General features: G+C 65.3%; 18 protein-coding genes and 1 other annotated feature. Of the genes, 8 read left to right on the forward strand and 10 right to left on the reverse strand.

The features are described from left to right. The first annotated feature begins 29 nt into the window (after window positions 1-29). The 3 genes from CFP68_RS02885 to CFP68_RS02895 all read left to right on the forward strand — a co-directional run bounded on the left by CFP68_RS02885 (window position 30) and on the right by CFP68_RS02895 (window position 4517). Complete coding sequence (locus tag CFP68_RS02885) at window positions 30-1982, forward strand: OmpA family protein (RefSeq protein WP_099824364.1); 1953 nt, start codon at window positions 30-32, stop codon at window positions 1980-1982. Continuing rightward, window positions 1969-2298 carry a hypothetical protein gene (locus tag CFP68_RS02890; protein WP_099824366.1) on the forward strand — a complete coding sequence of 110 codons (330 nt, stop codon included), beginning with the start codon at window positions 1969-1971 and terminating at the stop codon, window positions 2296-2298. Before CFP68_RS02885 ends, CFP68_RS02890 begins: the two co-directional genes overlap by 14 nt. A gap of 77 nt (window positions 2299-2375) precedes the next feature. Beyond that, window positions 2376-4517, forward strand: coding sequence for a malate synthase G (locus CFP68_RS02895; RefSeq protein ID WP_099824369.1), 2142 nt, complete (start codon window positions 2376-2378; stop codon window positions 4515-4517). A gap of 39 nt (window positions 4518-4556) precedes the next feature. On the opposite strand, the gene CFP68_RS02900 is transcribed toward CFP68_RS02895, so the two are convergent. Next, window positions 4557-5417, reverse strand: a complete 861-nt coding sequence (locus tag CFP68_RS02900; protein WP_099825240.1) for a LysR family transcriptional regulator — start codon at window positions 5415-5417, stop codon at window positions 4557-4559. A gap of 122 nt (window positions 5418-5539) precedes the next feature. Between CFP68_RS02900 and CFP68_RS02905 the strand changes: the two genes are divergently transcribed. Both CFP68_RS02905 and CFP68_RS02910 read left to right on the forward strand, forming a co-directional pair. Then, window positions 5540-5758 (forward strand): DUF1127 domain-containing protein, encoded by a 219-nt coding sequence (locus tag CFP68_RS02905; protein WP_099824371.1) that lies wholly within the window; start codon window positions 5540-5542, stop codon window positions 5756-5758. Window positions 5759-5912: 154 nt separating this feature from the next. Further along, window positions 5913-6632 carry a Bax inhibitor-1/YccA family protein gene (locus tag CFP68_RS02910; protein ID WP_099824373.1) on the forward strand — a complete coding sequence of 240 codons (720 nt, stop codon included), beginning with the start codon at window positions 5913-5915 and terminating at the stop codon, window positions 6630-6632. Between the two features lie 93 nt (window positions 6633-6725). Here CFP68_RS02910 and CFP68_RS02915 read toward each other — a convergent pair whose 3' ends face one another. Next, complete coding sequence (locus CFP68_RS02915) at window positions 6726-7616, reverse strand: LysR family transcriptional regulator (RefSeq protein WP_099824375.1); 891 nt, start codon at window positions 7614-7616, stop codon at window positions 6726-6728. A 113-nt stretch (window positions 7617-7729) separates the two neighbouring features. Here CFP68_RS02915 and CFP68_RS02920 point away from each other — a divergent pair, with 113 nt between their 5' ends. The 3 genes from CFP68_RS02920 to CFP68_RS02930 all read left to right on the forward strand — a co-directional run bounded on the left by CFP68_RS02920 (window position 7730) and on the right by CFP68_RS02930 (window position 12289). Further along, window positions 7730-9280 (forward strand): proton-conducting transporter transmembrane domain-containing protein, encoded by a 1551-nt coding sequence (locus CFP68_RS02920; RefSeq protein ID WP_099825244.1) that lies wholly within the window; start codon window positions 7730-7732, stop codon window positions 9278-9280. Window positions 9281-9295: 15 nt separating this feature from the next. Further along, complete coding sequence (locus CFP68_RS02925) at window positions 9296-11677, forward strand: YbcC family protein (protein ID WP_099824377.1); 2382 nt, start codon at window positions 9296-9298, stop codon at window positions 11675-11677. Window positions 11678-11800: 123 nt separating this feature from the next. Then, complete coding sequence (locus CFP68_RS02930) at window positions 11801-12289, forward strand: hemerythrin domain-containing protein (protein ID WP_241523954.1); 489 nt, start codon at window positions 11801-11803, stop codon at window positions 12287-12289. Here the strand turns inward: CFP68_RS02930 and CFP68_RS02935 are convergent. From CFP68_RS02935 to CFP68_RS02970, 8 genes are all read right to left on the reverse strand, one after another. Further along, complete coding sequence (locus CFP68_RS02935) at window positions 12255-12974, reverse strand: Crp/Fnr family transcriptional regulator (RefSeq protein ID WP_099824381.1); 720 nt, start codon at window positions 12972-12974, stop codon at window positions 12255-12257. The genes CFP68_RS02930 and CFP68_RS02935 overlap by 35 nt on opposite strands. Window positions 12975-13172: 198 nt before the next feature. Further along, window positions 13173-14024, reverse strand: a complete 852-nt coding sequence (locus tag CFP68_RS02940) for a universal stress protein (protein WP_099824383.1) — start codon at window positions 14022-14024, stop codon at window positions 13173-13175. Window positions 14025-14036: 12 nt separating this feature from the next. Beyond that, window positions 14037-15533, reverse strand: a complete 1497-nt coding sequence (locus CFP68_RS02945; RefSeq protein WP_099824385.1) for a SulP family inorganic anion transporter — start codon at window positions 15531-15533, stop codon at window positions 14037-14039. 72 nt (window positions 15534-15605) lie between these two features. Further along, window positions 15606-15662, reverse strand: a sequence feature (sul1 is cis-regulatory element that is thought to sense ions involved in sulfur or methionine metabolism; They are found in Alphaproteobacteria). A 117-nt stretch (window positions 15663-15779) separates the two neighbouring features. Further along, on the reverse strand, window positions 15780-16139 hold the full coding sequence (locus CFP68_RS02950) for a Na+/H+ antiporter subunit G (protein WP_099824387.1): 360 nt from the start codon (window positions 16137-16139) through the stop codon (window positions 15780-15782). Then, entirely contained in the window at window positions 16136-16423 is a 288-nt protein-coding gene (locus CFP68_RS02955) for a K+/H+ antiporter subunit F (RefSeq protein ID WP_099824389.1), read from the reverse strand. The genes CFP68_RS02950 and CFP68_RS02955 overlap by 4 nt, the downstream gene beginning before the upstream one ends. Then, a complete protein-coding gene (locus CFP68_RS02960) occupies window positions 16420-16920 on the reverse strand; it encodes a Na+/H+ antiporter subunit E (RefSeq protein ID WP_099824392.1) in 501 nt (166 codons plus the stop codon). Before CFP68_RS02960 ends, CFP68_RS02955 begins: the two co-directional genes overlap by 4 nt. Window position 16921: 1 nt before the next feature. Continuing rightward, window positions 16922-18463, reverse strand: a complete 1542-nt coding sequence (locus tag CFP68_RS02965; RefSeq protein WP_099824394.1) for a monovalent cation/H+ antiporter subunit D — start codon at window positions 18461-18463, stop codon at window positions 16922-16924. After that, the gene (locus tag CFP68_RS02970) at window positions 18460-18816 is read right to left on the reverse strand and encodes a Na+/H+ antiporter subunit C (protein ID WP_099824396.1); all 357 of its coding nucleotides are present in this window, start codon (window positions 18814-18816) and stop codon (window positions 18460-18462) included. The genes CFP68_RS02965 and CFP68_RS02970 overlap by 4 nt, the downstream gene beginning before the upstream one ends. Between the last annotated feature and the right edge of the window lies 1 nt (window position 18817).

Here is an 18817-nt window from a genome sequence, read left to right on the forward strand (position 1 = left end):
ATGCAACCGAAACCGAACCGGAGTCGCGGATGAAAGTCGCATCCCACCTGCCCGCCCTCGCTGTTTTCGTTCTGGCCGCCGTCGTCAGCTTCTTTTCGGCCAGCTTCGCGGTGGCCCTGATCGAGCGCACATCGGTTCGCGACGTGACGACCGCCATGCGCGACAAGGGGTATGATTGGGTCACGGTATCGGCCAACGGTCTGAACCTGGGGCTGGCCGGCACCGCCCCGGACGAGGCGACGCGCTTTCGCGCCATCACCGTCGCCAACGAAATCGTCGATTCGGCGCGGGTGATCGACGGGCTCGAGGTGGCGGCGGCGGAACAGATCCGCGCGCCCGACTTCTCGATCGAGATCCTGCGCAACGCCGACGGCATATCGCTGATCGGGTTGATTCCGGCAGACAGCGACCGCGACGGATTGCTGCGCGACGTGCGCGCCATCGACGGCGCGGGCGAGGTGGCGGATTTCCTGGAAACCGCCGATTTCCCCGTTCCCGAAGGCTGGTCGTCGGCGGTGACCTTCGCCGTGCGCGCGCTGGACCGGATGCCCCGCTCGAAGGTGTCGATCACCCCGTCGCTGGTCAGCATCAGCGCGATTTCCGACAGCCGCGCGGACAAGCGCATGCTGGAAACGCAACTGACCCGGCTGGCACCCGACAGCCTGCGCGTGGCGCTGGACATCGCGGCACCCCGCCCGGTGATCACCCCCTTTACCCTGCGTTTCATCATCGAAGAGGACGGCGCCCATTTCGACGCCTGTTCCGCCGCCACCCCCGAAGGACGCGATCAGATCCTGACGGCGGCCGCCGCGGCCGGGCTGGAGGGCAAGACCGATTGCACCATCGGCCTGGGCGTGCCCAGCCCCGACTGGCCCAATGCCGCCGTCGCCGCCATCGGCGCGCTGAAAACGCTGGGCGGCGGGTCGGTCACGCTGTCGGATTCCGATATCACGCTGGTCGGCACCGATACGACGCCGAAGGCCGATTTCGACACCGCCGTCGGCCGGCTGGAAGGATCGCTGCCCAAGGGGTTTTCGCTGTTTTCGGTGCTGCCGGAAAAGGTGGTGATCGACGGCACCGGCGAAGGCGACGGCCCGCCCGAATTCATCGCCACCAAAAGCCCCGAGGGCCTGGTGCAACTGCGCGGGCGGATCCCTGGCGATCGCGAACGCGCCGCGATCGCCAGCTTTGCGCGCGCCCGCTTCGGTATCGAAAACGTGCAGGACGGCGCGCGCACCGACAAGGATCTGCCCCAGGGCTGGTCGCCCAGGATCCTCGCCGCGCTCGCCTCGCTGGCCGAGTTGAACAACGGTGCCGCGGTGGTGCAACCCGACGTGGTCGACATCCGCGGCGTCACCGGCAACCCCGACGCCCGCGCCGAGATTGCCCGCATCCTGGGCGAACAGCTGGGCACGGCCGAGCAGTTCAAGCTGAACGTGCGTTACGACAAGAAGCTGGATCCGATCCTGGGCCTGCCGACACCGGAAGAATGTGTTTCCCAGATCAACCAGGTGCTGGACGTGCGCAAGATCACCTTTGCCCCCGGATCGGCCGAAATCGCTGCCGACGCCCGCGATACCGTTGACCGGATCGCCGAACTGCTGCGCACCTGTGACGACGTGCAGATGGAAATCGGCGGCTATACCGACAGCCAGGGCCGCGAGACGATGAACCAGCAGCTCAGCCAGTCCCGCGCCGAGGCCGTGCTGACCGCGCTGGCGGCCAAGCGGGTCAAGACCGCGAATCTGACCGCCATCGGGTTCGGCGAAGAGCGCCCGATCGCCACCAACGAAACGGAAGAGGGCCGCGAAGCCAATCGACGTATTGAATTCCGCCTCATAGTGCCCGAAGAACCGGGTACGCCCGATGACGAAGCTGAATCGTCCGACGGCCCCACCGACGTCACAGACCAAGACGACCAGGGTTCGGGCGACGGCGAAATCATAACGGGCGGCGCGGGAAGCGAGAATGAACAGAACTGAATTCATCATTGTCACCGCGTGCATCCTGTTCGTCGCCTTCATGCTGGGATGGTTCGCAAGCTGGCTGGTGCATCGCCTGTCACGCGTTTCGCAAAGCGACATCAGCGAACTGGACAACCTGGCGCAGCAGTTGCACGAGGCCGAACAGACACGGGACGAGGCGATCGCCTATGTCCAGCAGCGCGAGGCCGAGATGAACAACCAGATGGCCCAGACCGAGGCGGAATTGCGCGCCGCCATGGAAGGGCTGCGCGATGCCCGCCACGAGGCCGAAGAACTGCGCGATTATATCGAACGCACCAACCAGAACGTCTGACCGCCCGTCCCGGCCTCACTTGTGTCGCGCGCACCTTGGGCCTAGGTTGCCGCGACACCTAGCGACGGAGCATTCAGATGGGCGAGCGGATTGAAAGACACGGCCTTCAGGTCGATACGGAACTGGCGACCTTCCTCGAGGAACGCGCCCTGCCCGGAACGGACGTTGCCCCCGATGCCTTCTGGAAGGGTCTGTCCGATCTGATCCACGACTTCGGCCCCGAGAACCGCGCGTTCCTCGAGACCCGCGAAAAGATCCAGACGCAGATCGACGACTGGCACAAGGCCCGGCGCAACCAGCCCCACGATCACGACGCCTACAAGGCGTTCCTCGAGGACATCGGCTATCTCCTGCCCGAAGGCCCCGCCTTCCAGATCACGACGGAAAACACCGACCCCGAATTCGCGTCGATCGCCGGTCCCCAGCTTGTCGTGCCGATCACCAACGCACGCTATGCGCTGAACGCCGCCAATGCCCGCTGGGGCAGCCTGTATGACGGGCTGTATGGCACCGACGCCCTGGGCAGCGCACCGCCGCAAGGCGGTTTCGACAAGGGCCGCGGTGCCCGCGTCGTTGCCCGCGCCCGGGTGTTCCTGGACGAGGCGTTCACCATCGATGGCGCCAGCCATTCCGGCGCCGGCGAATACCGCATCTCGGACGGCGCGCTTCTGGTGGATGGCAAGCCCCTGGTGAACCCCGAGAAGTTCATTGGCCACCGTGGCGACGCCGACAGGCCCGACGCCATCGTGCTGAAGAACAACGGCCTGCACGTCGAACTGGTGTTCGACCGCACCCACCCCATCGGATCCGAAGACCCCGCCGGCCTGGCCGACGTCCGCATGGAAAGCGCGGTTTCCGCGATCATGGATTGCGAGGATTCGGTCGCCTGTGTCGATGCCGAGGACAAGGTTCTGGCCTATTCCAACTGGCTGGGCCTGATGAAGGGCGATCTTGAGGAAAGCTTCGAGAAGGGCGGCAAGACCGTCACCCGCAAGCTGGCCGGTGATCGTGTCTATACCGGCGCCGATGGCGGCGAGGTGAAATTGAAGGGTCGCGCGCTGATGCTGATCCGCAACGTCGGCCACCTGATGACCAACCCCGCCATCCTGGACCGCGACGGCAACGAGGCGTTCGAGGGCCTGATGGACGCGATGATCACCGTGCTGATCGCGAAGCACGACCTGAAGCGTGAGGGTGGAAATTCGGTCTGCGGCTCGGTCTATGTGGTCAAGCCCAAGATGCACGGCCCCGACGAGGTGGCGTTCACCGACCGCATCTTCACCCATGTCGAAGCCGCGCTGGACCTGCCCGCCAACACCGTCAAGCTGGGCATCATGGACGAGGAACGGCGCACGACCGTCAATCTGATGGAATGCATCCGCGCCGCGAAATCCCGCGTTGCCTTCATCAACACCGGGTTCCTGGACCGCACCGGCGACGAGATCCACACCTCGATGGAGGCGGGGCCGTTCTCGCGCAAGGACTTCATCAAGAAGAAGGCGTGGATTTCGGGCTACGAAAACCGCAACGTCGATATCGGGCTGGAATGCGGCCTGTCGGGCAAGGCGCAGATCGGCAAGGGCATGTGGGCCATGCCCGACATGATGGCCGCGATGCTGGAGCAGAAGATCGAACACCCCAAGGCGGGCGCGAACACCGCCTGGGTGCCCTCGCCCACCGCCGCGACGCTGCATGCGCTGCATTACCACAAGATCGACGTCTTCGCGGTGCAGGACAAGCTGAAGAAGGGCGGACGGCGCAACCATGTCGACACCGTTCTCGACATCCCGCTGGCCAGTTTCCGCAACTGGAGCCGCGAGGAGATCATCCGCGAGGTCGAGAACAACGCCCAGGGCATCCTTGGCTATGTCGTGCGCTGGATCGACCAGGGCGTCGGCTGTTCCAAGGTGCCGGATCTGAACGATGTCGGCCTGATGGAAGACCGCGCCACCTGCCGGATCTCGGCCCAGCACATCGCCAACTGGATGCACCACGACGTGGTGTCGGAAGACGACGTGCGCGGCATCATGGAAAAGATGGCCGCCGTGGTCGACAAGCAGAACGCCGACGATCCGAACTATCGCCCCATGGCGCCCGACTTCGACAGCATCGCCTATCGCGCCGCCTGCGATCTGGTGTTCAAGGGACGCCAACAGCCGTCGGGCTATACCGAGCCGGTACTGCATGCGCGGCGCCTTGAGCTGAAGGCGGCACAGTAACGAACCGGGGCGCCCTTGCGGCGCCCCTTTCCATTTCGGCTAGCCGCGCAGCAGGCGGTAATGCTGGCGGATCAGCCCTGCCATGCCGCGCGCCACCTCGCCCTGGGTCAGTTCGCCGGAATACAGGTTGATCATCTGGGTCTTCAGCTCGGGCAGGCCGCCGCCGTGCGAGATCTGTTCCATATGCCCCGAAGCGGTGCCTTCCAGCTGGGCGGTGATGGCCAGATCGGCACTGACGGTCGCTTCGATCGCCGGCTCGGAATCGCTCTCGACGCTCATCTCCCAATCGATGCCGGCGGTGTCCAGCGCGCGCTGCGCCCCGGCGCGGAAGATGCAGTTGGTGCAGAAGGCCAGCCGCAGGGGCCGCTGTCGCCATGCCGTCCCCTTGTGCGCGCCATACCAGACCAGCGGCACCTGAATCAGCGTCTCGCCCCCCAGGCCGACGTCGTCTTCGGTGGTCAGGATGAAATCGCATTCGCCCTTGGCGAACATCCGCTTGAGGAACCGCGTGTGCGCCGATCGCAACTGCACCCGGACCCGGGGAAATTCGGCGGCGAACCGTTGCAGCACCTTGGGCATGGCCGGATGCACGATGTCGTGGGGCAATCCGACGACGATTTCGCCCTCATAGGCGGTGGCGGTCATGCGGGCCATCGCCTCGTCGTTCAGATCCAGCATCCGCCGGGCATAGGACAAAAGCTGTTCGCCCGACGAAGTCAGCGCGACCGTGCGCGCGCTGCGGTCGATCAGGCTGAGGCCCATGCTTTCCTCAAGCCGCTTCAACTGCATCGACACGGCCGATTGCGTCAGGTTCAGAAAGCCGCTGGCCTTGGTCACACCGCCGGTTTCCGCAACGGCCACGAACGAGCGCAGGGCCGTCATGTCGAGATTTCGCATCACATCACGATCCTTGATAATCGAAGTCAAAAACATTCACTTTGCTTATTGAACATGGTGAAGGATAAGCATCAACAAAAATGATGCCTATGGCATCTGAAATCACACGAGCGAAAGTTTCTGCCATGTCCACCCTGATCCGTTCCGCCCAACACGGCACCTTGCACGCGACGCGTTCGGGCCTGATCGCCGTGCTTGCCAACGCCCTCGCGGCCCGACGTCAGCGCATCGCGCTGGCCGGTCTCGACGATGACCGGCTGTGCGATATCGGCCTGACACGGGCCGAGGCCGAACAGGAATCGCGCCGTCCGCTGTGGGATGTGCCGGCCCGCCGGCAAAAATGACGCGGATCCATTCGATTGCCCGAAAAAACCCGCCGTCTGCGGCACTTGCGCGCTTGAAATGATCGGTCGGCCTGCCGATATTCCTAACCAAGGGCGGCTGTCTTCATCCCGAAGGCGTGTCGACCGCTCCGCGATGCACGCAAAGAGGTGATCCATGGCTGAATATCAAACGATCCGCGCAGGGACCGGTGCCCGGTCCGCCCAAATCGACGAGGGTCTGCGCGCCCACATGTCAAAAGTCTACGGCACGATGTCCGTTGGTCTGCTGATGACCGCGCTTGTGGCATGGGCGGTCGGCACCAACGAACAGATGGTGGCCGCCATCTTCGGCACGCCGCTGAAATGGGTCGTTATGTTCGCGCCGCTGATCATGGTCTTTGCCTTCGGGGCGGTGATCAACCGGCTGTCCGCCGCGGCGGCACAATTGTTCTTCTACACCTTCGCCGCCCTCATGGGCCTGTCGATCAGCTATATCTTCGCGGCCTACACGGGGATTTCGATCGCCCAGACGTTCCTTGTGACGGCGATTTCCTTCGCCGGTCTCAGCCTCTGGGGCTATACCACCAAGAAGGACATCTCGGCCTGGGGATCGTTCCTGATCATGGGCGTGATCGGCCTGATCGTGGCGTCGATCGTGAACATCTTCCTCGGCTCGCCCGCGTTGATGTTCGGCATCTCGGTGATCGGCGTTCTGATCTTCGCCGGCCTGACCGCCTTTGACACGCAGCGGATCAAGACCGACTATATCCAGCATGCGCAGGCGATGGACAGCGAATGGCTGGGCAAGTCCGCGATCATGGGTGCGCTGAACCTGTATCTGAACTTCATCAACCTGTTCATGTTCCTGCTCAGCCTGATGGGCGGCCGCGAATAAGCGACCCGTCTTCGCCGACTGGACAATCCCACCCCGCCGGGCCCCGACCCGGCGGGGTTTTTCGTTGGTGCGCCATGGCTGAACACCGCGGGTTCAGCGGCGCCCTGCTTCATCGGTGCTGAGCTTCAGCAGATCCTGAACCAAGCGGTTGGGGAACCGGCGGCGCAGCGTCACCGCATAGAACACCTCGTGGATCCGGGGATGTTCGTCGGCCTCGACCAGCCGCCCCGACGCCAGTTCGTCCTGCACGACGACCGGCGCAACCAGGGCCAGGCCGATATCCTCGCGCGCCATCAGGCGCATCATCGCCATGTCGTCGACCTCGGCCACGATGCGGGGACGGATTTCCAGTCGGTTGACCAGGGCATCGAACGCCGTGCGCACGCTGCTGCCCGCGGTCGGCAGGATGATCGGCTGATCGCGCAGAAGATCGCCCAGTGGGCGGCGGGGATCCAGCCGGCCGGGCGATCCGACCAGGCTGACCGCCTGTTGCGCAAGGCGGTGGGTCACGAACGGCGCGGCGCCGTCCCCCGGCGGCTCGCGATTCATCAGCACAAGATCGAAGTTGAGCGTTGCCAGACCGTCGAGAAGTTCGGCCGGGCTGCCTGACCGCAGCATCACTTCGACGTCCGGGCGTGCCAGGATCGGGCGCAGGAAGCCGATCTGGAAATTGCGCGACAGGGTTGCCAGCGCGCCCACCCGCACCGCAAGGCGGGACCGATCGGTGTCCTGCAGGATCGCCACCAGTTCCTGACCGGTGGAAAAGATCGCATCCGCATGGTCCAGCGCGATCCGGCCCGCTTCGGTCAGGTGCAGCTGGCGGCCGCGACGATCGAACAGCGGATGCCCCAGACGCTGTTCCAACTGCTTGATCTGCACCGACAGCGCCGATTGCGAGATGTTCAGCCGCTCGGCCGTGCGGGTCAGGTTGCCATCATGGGCGACGGCCCAGAAATACCGCAGGTGATGATAGTTCAATGGCATACGTTCTGTTTATTGAAACGGTTACAGTCAAACAATGAATTTATAATAACGATGTGAATGCCGTAATTCCCGTCCGGCCGGCCATGCCCGGCGCAACCGAACGGGAAGACACGATGCCTTACATGCTGCTGCCCCTGTTGGCCCCGCTGATCATGGCCCTCACTGCGGGTTACGCCCATCGCCATCCGGGTCTGCGCCCCGCGCGCCTGATCGCGTTGTCGCACCGGGCGGCCCTGGCGGCCTTCGGCGTCTGCGTTCTGACGGTCGCGGTGCTGGCGCTGGACGGGGCGGGCACATCGCCGCTGATCGGCGTCATGGGGGTCGGGCTTTCCGTGCGGCTGGACGTGGTCAGCGCCACCATGCTGACCGTGGTCGGCTTCATCGGCTGGATCGTCATGCGCTATGGGGCGACCTACATGGACGGCGAGGCGCGACAGGGCCGGTTCATCGCCCTGATGTCGGCCACCCTTGCCGCCGTGCTGCTTCTGGTGATGGCGGGGAACCTGGTTCAAATGCTGGCGGCCTGGGTGGCGATGGGCGTGGGGTTGCATCGGCTGCTGCTGTTTTATCCAGAACGGACGGTGGCACAGCGGGCGGCGCGCAAGAAGTCCGTGGTCAGCCGCATCAGCGCCGTCGCGCTGGCGGGCGCCATCGTCCTGTTGATCGCGGATCACGGCACGACCGACATTGCACAGATCCTGACCGGCGCGCGGCCCGGCGCGATGTCGATCGCCGCGGCCCTGCTGATCGCGGTGGCCGCCGTCCTGGCATCGGCACAGTTTCCCGCCCATGGCTGGCTGACCGAGGTGATGGAGGCGCCGACGCCGGTGTCGGCGTTGCTGCACGCGGGGGTCATCAACGCCGGGGGTTTCCTGCTGATCCGCTTTGCCGACGTGATGCTGACAGCGCCGGGGGTCATGGCGGTTCTGGTGATGCTGGGCGGGTTCACCGCCCTGTTCGGGGGGCTGGTGATGCTGACGCAGCCCGCGATCAAGACTTCGCTGGCGTGGTCGACCATCGCGCAGATGGGGTTCATGGTGCTGCAATGCGGGCTGGCGCTGTTCGGACTGGCGCTGCTACATATCGCGGCCCATTCGCTCTACAAGGCGCACGCCTTCCTCGGCGCCGGCGAGGCGGTCAGGAACGTCGCCGCCATCCGCCGCCCCGGCCCGGTCGCCGTTCCCAGCGCGCGAAAGGTCATCCTGGCGTTCACAGTGGCCATCGCGATCTACGTCTGTGTCGGCCTGGTGCTGGGGTTCGACGGCAAGTCGGTGCAGGCCGTCGCGCTGGGGGTCATCCTGATCTTCGGGGTCGCCTATCTTCTGGCGCAGGGGTTCGCCGATGCCGCACCGGCCGCGCTGACCCGGCGCACCGCGCTCTATGCCGCGGTCACGTCGTTCAGCTATTTCGCGCTGCAGAAAATCGCGGCCCATCTGGGCGCCGAGACCTTGCCACCGGTGCCGCCGCCCGGACCGCTGGAATGGGCGCTGATCGTGCTGGCGCTGGTGTCGTTCGGCGTCGTGGCCTTGGCCCAGGCGGCGTTTCCGCTGTGGGCGACACATCCGGCGGCGGGTGGGCTGCGGGTGCATCTGGCGAACGGCTTGTATGCGAACGCGATCTTCGACCGGCTGATCGGCGGCTGGTCGAAGCCTTCGAAAACCTGATCAGGGACACCACCGATGCTGATGAAACACGAGAATTACCCCCCCGCCCTGCTGGAGCTGGTCACCGTTGCCAATGGCGCCGTGCGGGCGGTGCCACCGCTGTTCCCGCTGGCCGCCAGCGTTGCGGTCAATCCGTTCCTGGGCCAGTCCGGATCGTCACTGGCCGCCACGGCGGCCCGGCTGGCGCGGGTGTCGGGCAGCCGCATCATGCCCGAACGCGCGGCCTGGGCCAGCCGGATCGACAGCGGGGAAATCCGCACGTCCGATCTCTGCGCCGCGCTGGCTGCGCAGCCGGACGCGTCGTCTCCCGCCACCCTGGATGAGGTGAGAGCGGCGCTGAAAGCGCCGTCGCCCACACCCGCCGCCCAGCCCACGGTGGCCGAACTGGCCGCCGAGGTCTCGGGCATCGATTGGCCCGGCCTTGTCGACGAACGCATCGGTGTCTGGGCCGCCAGCCATTTCGATGATGGCCAGGCCTTGTGGCAGCCATCGCGCGCCGGCGGGGCCTTTGCCGCCTGGCAGGCGTTCGCCGCGCGCGATCTGACGCCGGAAATCCACGGGTTGACCGGGTTCGGCGCCTTCGTCGCGGCGTTGCCCCGCTCGCCGTGGCGCGCGATGGGGCGCGCGTCGGAAACGCTGGGCCTCACCACCGATGCCGCCGACACGGCGTTTCACCGGCTGCTGGTCACCCTGGGCGGCTGGGCGCAATATGCGCGTTACCTGCTGTGGCAGGCCGAACTGGCCGGCGACAACGATACGACCGCCGTGCAACTTCTGACGATCCGCCTTGTCTTTGAAGAGGCGCTGTTCACGATGTATCGCGACCGGATCGCGGGGGCGTGGGCCACCGTGGTAAAGGTTCACGCGACGCCGGTCACACCGACCCGAGATCAGGTGATCGATGCGGTGTTGCAGGCGGCCGCCGAACGGGCCGCACAGCGGGCGCTGGCGGAAAAGCTGGCCGCAACCACGGCCCAGAGCGCCGGCACGGGCCGCCCTGCGGTGCAGGCCGCCTTCTGCATCGATGTGCGGTCGGAGGTGTTTCGCCGCGCGCTCGAAAGCCAGGACGCGGGTATCCAAACCTTGGGCTTTGCCGGATTCTTCGGCCTTGCCACCCGCCATGCACCGGCCGGTTCCGACGTGACCGAGGCGCGCGGTCCGGCGCTGTTGGCGCCCGGCATGTCGTCGCGGGCGGTCGAACCTGTCACGGCCGACCAGCGCCGCCGCTATGGCGCGCGCGCCCGGCGGGCGTGGGGGCGGTTCAAGCTGGCGGCGGTGTCGTCCTTCGCCTTTGTCGAGGCGGCCGGCCCGATCTATGTCGGCAAGCTGTTGCACGATGCGCTGTCTGTGCGCCCCGCCACCGGCTTGGCAGAGCCATGCCCCACGCCCGATCGCGCGCTGGATGTCGCAGCGCGCGCGGCCATCGCGGCAAAGGTTCTGCGGGCGATGTCGCTGACCGGGAACTTTGCCCGTATCGTCGTGCTGGCGGGTCACGGCGCCACCGTCACCAACAATCCCCATGAAAGCGGTCTGCATTGCGGCGCCTGTGGCGGTCACGCGGGGGATGTGAACGCCCGCCTTCTGGCCGGGCTGCTGAACGATACCGCCGTCCGCGATGCCCTGCGGTGCGACGGCATCGACATCCCGCGCGACACGCTGTTCCTGGCGGCGCTGCACGATACCACCACCGATGCCGTCACGCTGTTCGATGCCGATCATCCTGTGGCGACGATGGCGGGCGAGATCGACAGACTTCGGGCGTGGCTGAAAGCGGCCGGGGGGCTGGCGCGCAGCGAACGGATCGCCCGCCTTCCGCGCGCGGCGGCGGACGCCGACGTGTTCCGGCGCGCCGCCGACTGGTCGGAAACCCGCCCGGAATGGGGGCTGGCCGGATGCCGCGCCTTCATCGCCGCGCCGCGCGCGCGCACACAAGGGGTGGCCCTGGCGGGACAGGTGTTCCTGCACGATTACGACTGGCGGACGGACCAGGGGTTCGGCGTTCTGGACCTGATCGTGACCGCGCCGGTGGTCGTCGCAAGCTGGATCAGCCTGCAATACTATGGCTCGAGTGTTGCGCCGCAGCTGTTCGGCGCAGGCAACAAGCTGTTGCACAATGTCGTGGGCGGCATCGGCGTGCTGGAAGGCAACGGCGGCGCGCCGCGTCCGGGTCTGCCGTGGCAATCGGTGCATGACGGCGAGCGTCTGCAACACGACCCCCTGCGCCTTGCCGTGGTGATCGAGGCGCCCCGCGACGCCCTGACCGACATCCTGCACCGTCACCCCCAGGTGCGGGCGCTGTTCGACAACGCGTGGATGCATCTGATCGCGATGGATGACGACGGACGATTGGCGTGGCGGTATGAACGCGGCCTGACGTGGCGCGCGATGCACGCGTGAAGCATCCCCCCGTGGTGCCGGAAATCGCCGGCTTGACACATATCAAGGTTTTCGCCCGATCCCGGCCCTAGAGTCGGAAACGCTTACCGTCCACCCTGCTCCGAAGGGACCCCGGCCTTGCCTGTGTCATCCAAACCGCCCAACCCGATCGAGGAACGGGCAACCGCCATCGACATTTGCCTGGGCAACCAGCTTGAATTGTGTCGCCGGCTGGAAACGCTGGTCGATGCGCTTCCCTTCCGGTTCGACACGCTGGCCGCGACCCTCCTGGCCGAACGGCTCCGCTCGACGATGCAGATGTCCCATCACTTGGAAGAAACGATCATCTTTCCGGCCTTGTCGACCTGTCACCCCGAAATTCACGGCATGCTGGATCGCCTGCGCGAGGAACATCTGGAAGATCAGGACCAGACCCGCGATGTGCAGGACGCTGTCGGTGCCTTCGCCCTGGGCAACCGGGGCGAAGCCGAGGCGGTGGGATACATGGTGCGCTGCCTGTTCGTGTCGCTGCGCCGGCATCTGGCCCATGACCGTGAATATATCCTTCCCCTCTATCGGAAAGGCCCGACGTCGCGGTTCAATCCAGAATCGCTGCGGTTTCGAGAGCCGTGAAGTCAAGAACGCTGACGCTGCGGTTGCGCGAGATCGAAATGATTCCCGCCTTGCGCAGATGCGACAATTGACGGCTGACCGTTTCGATCGTCAGGCCAAGGAAATCGGCGATGTCGGCCCGCCGAAGCGGAATGTCGAAACACGCCGCATACCCCGGATTATAGGGATCGATCCGTTTGCTCAGGTGCAACAGGAACGATGCGACCTTTTCCGACGCCGACTTCTGTCCGAGGATCATCATCCAGTCCCGCGCCTCGTCCAGCTCGCGCAGGGCCTGGGCGTGCAAGCGTTGTTCCAGCCTGGGTGAGCGGCGCGTCATCTCTTCGAGCACCGCGCGCGGAAAGGCGCACAATCGCACCGGGCTGGCCGCTTCGGCGCTGACCGCGCTGCAATCGGCAAAGGGGCGGCCCAGGAAGTCGGGGGCGAACTGCAACCCGACGATCTGCTGGCGCCCGTCGGGCAACAGCTTGATCAGCTTCACCACGCCGCTGAGTATGTTCGCATAGCCTTCGGCGCGGACCCCGGCGGCGATCAGCTCGGTCCCCGCGTCGACCTCGCGACACCCCGACTGACGCCCCAGATGTCGCAGGTCGGGCGCGTCCAGCGCCCCGCAGATCCCCTGTTGGCGTGCGTCGCAGGCCAGGCAGAGCGAAGGCGCGTCCAAGCTGTGGATGTGCAGCCGCATATCGCATTCCTTACGGCGCGGGCGCATGTCCGACGGAAAGGGTCGTGGTGCCGGATCGCGCCAGGCCAACCCTCAGGATAGCCATCGGGGCCGCCCTTGCAAGCCATCCCCCGTTGTCGGGCCGGAACCGGCCGAAAGGTCGGCGGCGCACCGACCAAGGCGCACATTCGATTGGCGCGGCGCCAACCCTGCCGGGTGTCAGCGATAGAGAAGCACGGGAATCTTGACCCGCTGGATCATCGCCGTCGTGGTCGAGCCGATGATCAGCCGCCGGATCCGGCTGTGGCCATAGGCGCCCATGACCAACAGGTTGAAGCCTTCGTCCGCCACCAGCTTGGCCAGCACTTCCTCGGGTTCGCCCGTGGCGACGCGCGGTGACGCCGTCAGGTTCGCCGCCCGAAGCTTGGCCACAGCCTCGTCGGCCGTGGCCTGCGCCCGGCTTTCGTCCTTGCCGACGCACAGCACACAGATCTCAAGCCCCTCGAACACCGGACTGGTCGCCATACGCTCGATGGCGACCTTGGCGCTGGAACTGCCGTCATAGGCGACAAGAACCTTGGCGATCGGGGTGAATTCGCGCGATGCCACGAACACCGGCACCTTCGACGTGCGCACGATCCGTTCCAGATTCGAGCCGAGATGCCCGGTGGCGAAATCCGCGCCCTCGCCGCGCTTGCCGATGATGATGGCGCGGATGTCGTCCTCGATCTCGCGCACGGCATCCAGAAGATCGCCCTTGCGCAGCCGCAGGTTCACCACCGGCACGCCGTCCTGGTCCAGGATCGCCTTGGCATCCTCGAGGATCGCGTGCCCCTTGGCATGGGCCACCTTGGCCCATTGTTCATCCAGCGACGAAAGCTCCTGCAGGATGGCCGACCGGGCCCCCAGACGCAGGGCGCCGGACAGGTCGGGCGATTCAGACCCGGCACGCCGCCCGATCACATGCATCGCCTCGACACTGGCGTTCAGTTTCCGGGCAATCCAGGCTGTGTGGTGACAGACGCTTTCGGAATAGGCCGAACCATCCAGCAAGGTCAGTATCTTGTCCATGTCGTTCCTCCCTCAGTGCCCCATCAACTTGTCCATGGCGCCCGGCTTGTCGTGAATCGCCAACTCGTCGACGATCGTCTCGGACGCTTCGTTCAGACCGATCACCTGAACCTCCGCGCCCTCGCGGCGCCATTTCAGGATCGCCATGTCCAGCGCCTGGACCGAGCTGATGTCCCAGATGTGGGCCTGGCTGACGTCGATCACGACACGGTCCAGCGCTTCGCGGAAATCGAACGCCTCAACGAAATCCTCGGTCGAACCATAGAACAGCTGACCCTCCAGAACATAGGTCCGTTCGCGCCCGTCTGCCGAAAGGGTCGACGTGATGCCGAAAAGCTGGGCGATCTTGCCGGCAAAGAAGATGCCCGACAACAACACGCCGACCAGCACCCCGATGGCCAGGTTGTGGGTATAGACCACGGTGGCCACCGTCGAAAGCATCACGATCGACGACGACCGCGGATGGACCGTCAACGCCTTGATCGACGACCACGAGAAGGTGCCGACGGACACCATGATCATGATGGCGACCAGCGCCGGCATCGGAATCTGCCCCACCAGATCGCCAAGGCCGACGACAAGGATCAACAGCACGACCCCGGCCGTGAAGGCCGAAAGCCGCCCGCGCCCGCCGGATTTGACGTTGATCATCGACTGGCCGATCATCGCACAGCCCGCCATGCCGCCGATGAACCCGGTTGCCGTGTTGGCGATGCCCTGGCCGATGCACTCCTGATTGCGGTTGGATTTCGTGTCGGTCAGGTCATCGACGATGTTCTGGGTCATCAGGCTTTCCAGCAGGCCGACCACCGCAACCGCGACCGAATAGGGGAAGATGATCACCAGCGTCTCGAAGGTCAACGGGATCTGCGGAACCATGAACACCGGCAGCGTGTCGGGCAGCGCGCCCATGTCGCCGACGGTGCGCACCTCCCAGCCGGTCACGAAGACCAGCCCGGTCAGCACGAGGATCGTCACCAGCGGTGACGGCACCGCCTTGGTGAGGCGCGGAAACAGATAGATGATCGCCAGCGACACGGCGACCAGCGCATAGGTCAGCCATGTGACACCGGGATTGGCCAGGTTCAATTCGGGAAGCTGGGCCATGAAGATCAGGATCGCCAGCGCGTTGACGAAGCCGGTCATCACCGATTTCGACACATAGCGCATGAAGCGCCCCAGTTTCAGCAAGCCCGCGCCGATCTGAAGCAATCCGGCCAGGACGGTGGCGGCCAGGAGGTATTCAAGGCCATGGCTTTTGACCAGGGTGATCATCAGAACCGCGGTGGCCGCCGTGGCCGCCGAAATCATGCCGGGCCGCCCGCCGGTGAAGGAGATCAGCACCGCGATCGAGAACGACGCATAGAGGCCGACCTTGGGATCCACCCCCGCGATGATCGAAAAGGCGATGGCTTCGGGGATCAGCGCCAGCGCGACCACCAGACCGGCAAGCAGATCGCCGCGGATGTTGCCGAACCATTGCTGCCGGTATTCGGAGAGTGAAATCATGTGCGGTCCAATTCTCGGTGTCGAACGGCCCTTCGCAAGGCATTTCGGCAGAACGACATGGGATGGTCTTTTGGTTGTCCGGCGGATCGGCGGCCGGAAGAGCCACCCGGCGTTCCCACCGGGTCCTTGCGCGAATGCTGCCGCATAGACACGATTACGCGCCAACCCTCAAGGGTTAACCGGGCGATCGCGGGCATCGGCGGCGTTGCAGGTCGGCCCGGGGCCGGGCCATGGCCCACCCGTCCCTCAGTCCTCGGGCGAGTTCAGCGTGGCCCACATGTCGTCACGCGGCGGCGGCGGCGGCATGTCGCAGGCGCGGCGGTGAATGGCGACCTTGGCGATGAAATGCGCCGAAATCGGCGCCGTCACGAACAGGAAGGCCATGATCAGCAATTCATGCAGCGATGCGTCGCCCACGACGAACGAATGGATCATCGACGCCAGCAACAGCATGCCGATGCCGACGGTGCCGACTTTCGTCGGGGCGTGCAGCCGGGTCATCGGGTCGTTGAACTTCAGCAGTCCGATGACACCGACGATGACGAAGAACGATCCGATCAGCAGGCACAGCGCGGCGGCGTAGGTGGCGATGATTTCCATGGTCATTCGATGATGTCCCCTCTCAGAAGGAACCGTGCCAGTGCCACGGTCGACACAAAGCCCAGCATGGCGATCAGCAGGGCAATCTCGAAATAGATCTGCACGCCCTGGTGAATGCCCAGCAGAACCACCAGGCCCAGCGCGTTGATCACCATGGTATCCAGCGCCAGGATGCGATCGCCCGGTGTCGGCCCCAGCACCAGCCGCACCATCGACAGCACCTGACCCAATACAAGCGCGATAAAGGCGATGCCCAGGGCTGCATCCATAACTCCGTAAGCTGTGGTCATGAGAAAATCTCCTGAAGACGGCGTTCATAGCGGGTCTTGATGTCGTCGCGCACGGCATCGGGGTCGTCGGTGTGCAGCACATGCACCAGCAGGCTGTGACCTTCGTCGGACAGATCCGCCGACACCGTGCCCGGGGTCAGGGTGATCGTTCCGGCAAGGACCGTGATCGCCTCGGGTTGGCGCAATTCCAGCGGAACGACGATCCACGCCGGTTTCAGCTTGGCGTTCGACACGGTCAGAACGATCCACGCGACCTCGATATTGGCCACCAGGATGTCCCACAGCACCATGACGGAATAGGTTGTCATCTTGCCCAGCCGGAACCCCCGGGGCGTGTCCGGCCACCAGATCGAGGTCGTCCAGGGAATGACGATCCCCAGGATCAGACCGAACACGATCATGCCGGCCGACACCTGGTTTTGCAGGATCGTCCAGACCAGGGTCAGCAGAAGGGTCATGAAGGGGTGCGGCACCAGCCAGTAAAACGCGCGGGCCATGTCAGTGGTCCTCCTTCGGGGTGCTCAGTTTGCCCGGGGTGTCCAGCACGGTCGCGATATAGGGGCCGGGCGCGAACAGCTGCGCGGCCACCCGGGTCGTGTAACCGTGCACCTGTCCGGCGAACACCGTGTGCGCGACCAGAAGCGCCACCAGCCCGCCCGTCGCGACATAGGACAGCGTGGCGGGCCGCAGCATTTGCTCCGTATCGGCGGGGTCCGACAGGCTGTGGGGTTTCCAGAACAGGATGCTGCCGGCACGCGCGAAGCCCAGCAGGCTGACCAGGCTGGAAATCAGGACGACCGCCCAGATCCAGACGACCAGGTCGGTGCCATAGGCCGAATCGAGCACCAGCAGCTTGCCCAGGAAACCCGACAGGGGCGGCAGGCCGGCCATGGCGATGGCGCCGACGAAGAACAGGCCCGCTGTCAGCGATATCCCCGCCATCGGCGGCTGTGCCGTCAGTTCGACGTTGCCCCGCCCGCTGCGCACCAGGTCCGAGATCAGGAACAGCACGGCACCGGCCAGCGTCGAATGCACGATGTAATACAGGGCGGCGGCGATGCCCGACGGCGTGAACAGCGCGATCGCGACCATCACCATGCCCATCGAACCGATGATGGAAAACGCCACCAGCCGATCCAGACGGCGCGCGGCCAGCACACCCGCCATGCCGAGCGTCAACGACACCAGGGCGGCGGGCAGAAGCCAGACCTCGTGCAGGCCCGCCGTGACCTCCAGATCCGGCGGAAAGATCAGCGTATAGACGCGGATGATCGCATAGGCGCCGACCTTGGTCATGATCGCGAACAGCGCGCCGACCGGTCCCGGTGCCTCGGCATAGCTGGACGGCAGCCAGAAATGCAGCGGCACGACCGCCGCCTTGATCGCGAACACCAAAAGCAACAGGACCGACGCGACCCGGATCCCCACGCTGTCCTCCGGCCCGATCATCGCCACCCGGTTGGCCAGGTCGGCCATGTTCAGGGTGCCGGTTTCCGCATAGATCGACCCCAGCGCGAACAGGAACAAGGTCGAGCCGATCAGGTTGAACAGCACGTATTGCACGCCCGCCCTCAGCCGCACGTTGCCGCCGGCATGGATCATCAGGCCGTAGGACGCGATCAACAACACCTCGAAAAAGACGAACAGGTTGAACAGGTCGCCGGTCAGAAACGCGCCCAGCAGCCCCATCAGCTGAAACTGGAACAACGCGTGGAAATGCCGCCCGCGGTTGTCCCATCCCGACCCGATGGCATAGAGCAGCACGAACAGCGCCAGAACGACGGTCAGCAGGACCATCATCGTCGACAACCGGTCGCCCACCAGGACGATGCCGAAGGGCGCGGCCCAATCGCTGAGCCGATACAGCACGATGGACCCGTCCGAGACCTGCCAGGCCAGGCTTGCCGCGATCGCAATCAGCGCCAGCACACCGGCCAGCGAAAAGGTCCGCTGGATCCGGATATGATAGCGGGCGGCCAGCACGATGAACGGCGCAAGCATCGCCGGAAGAACGATGAGGGCGATGATCCAATGGCTCATGATCTGCCCCCCGGCTGTCGGTCGGCGCCGTCGGGCCGGTCATCCACGTGGTCGTCGTCCGACCCCAGGAAGGCGCCGAGCGCGATCATCACCACGACCGCGGTCATGCCGAAGGAGATCACGATCGCGGTCAGCACCAGGGCCTGCGGCAACGGATCGGTATAGACGGTCACCCCGTCCCGCAGGATCGGCGGCGCCCCGACGGTCAGCCGCCCGGATGCGAACAGGAACACGTTCACGGCATAGGTCAGCAGCGACATGCCCAGGATCACCGGAAACGTCCGCAACCGCAGCATGAGGTATAGTCCGCCGGCGGTCAGGATGCCGATGGCGGATGCGACGAGAATTTCCATG

Source organism: Oceaniglobus indicus (genome assembly GCF_002751875.1).
GTDB lineage: Bacteria > Pseudomonadota > Alphaproteobacteria > Rhodobacterales > Rhodobacteraceae > Oceaniglobus > Oceaniglobus indicus.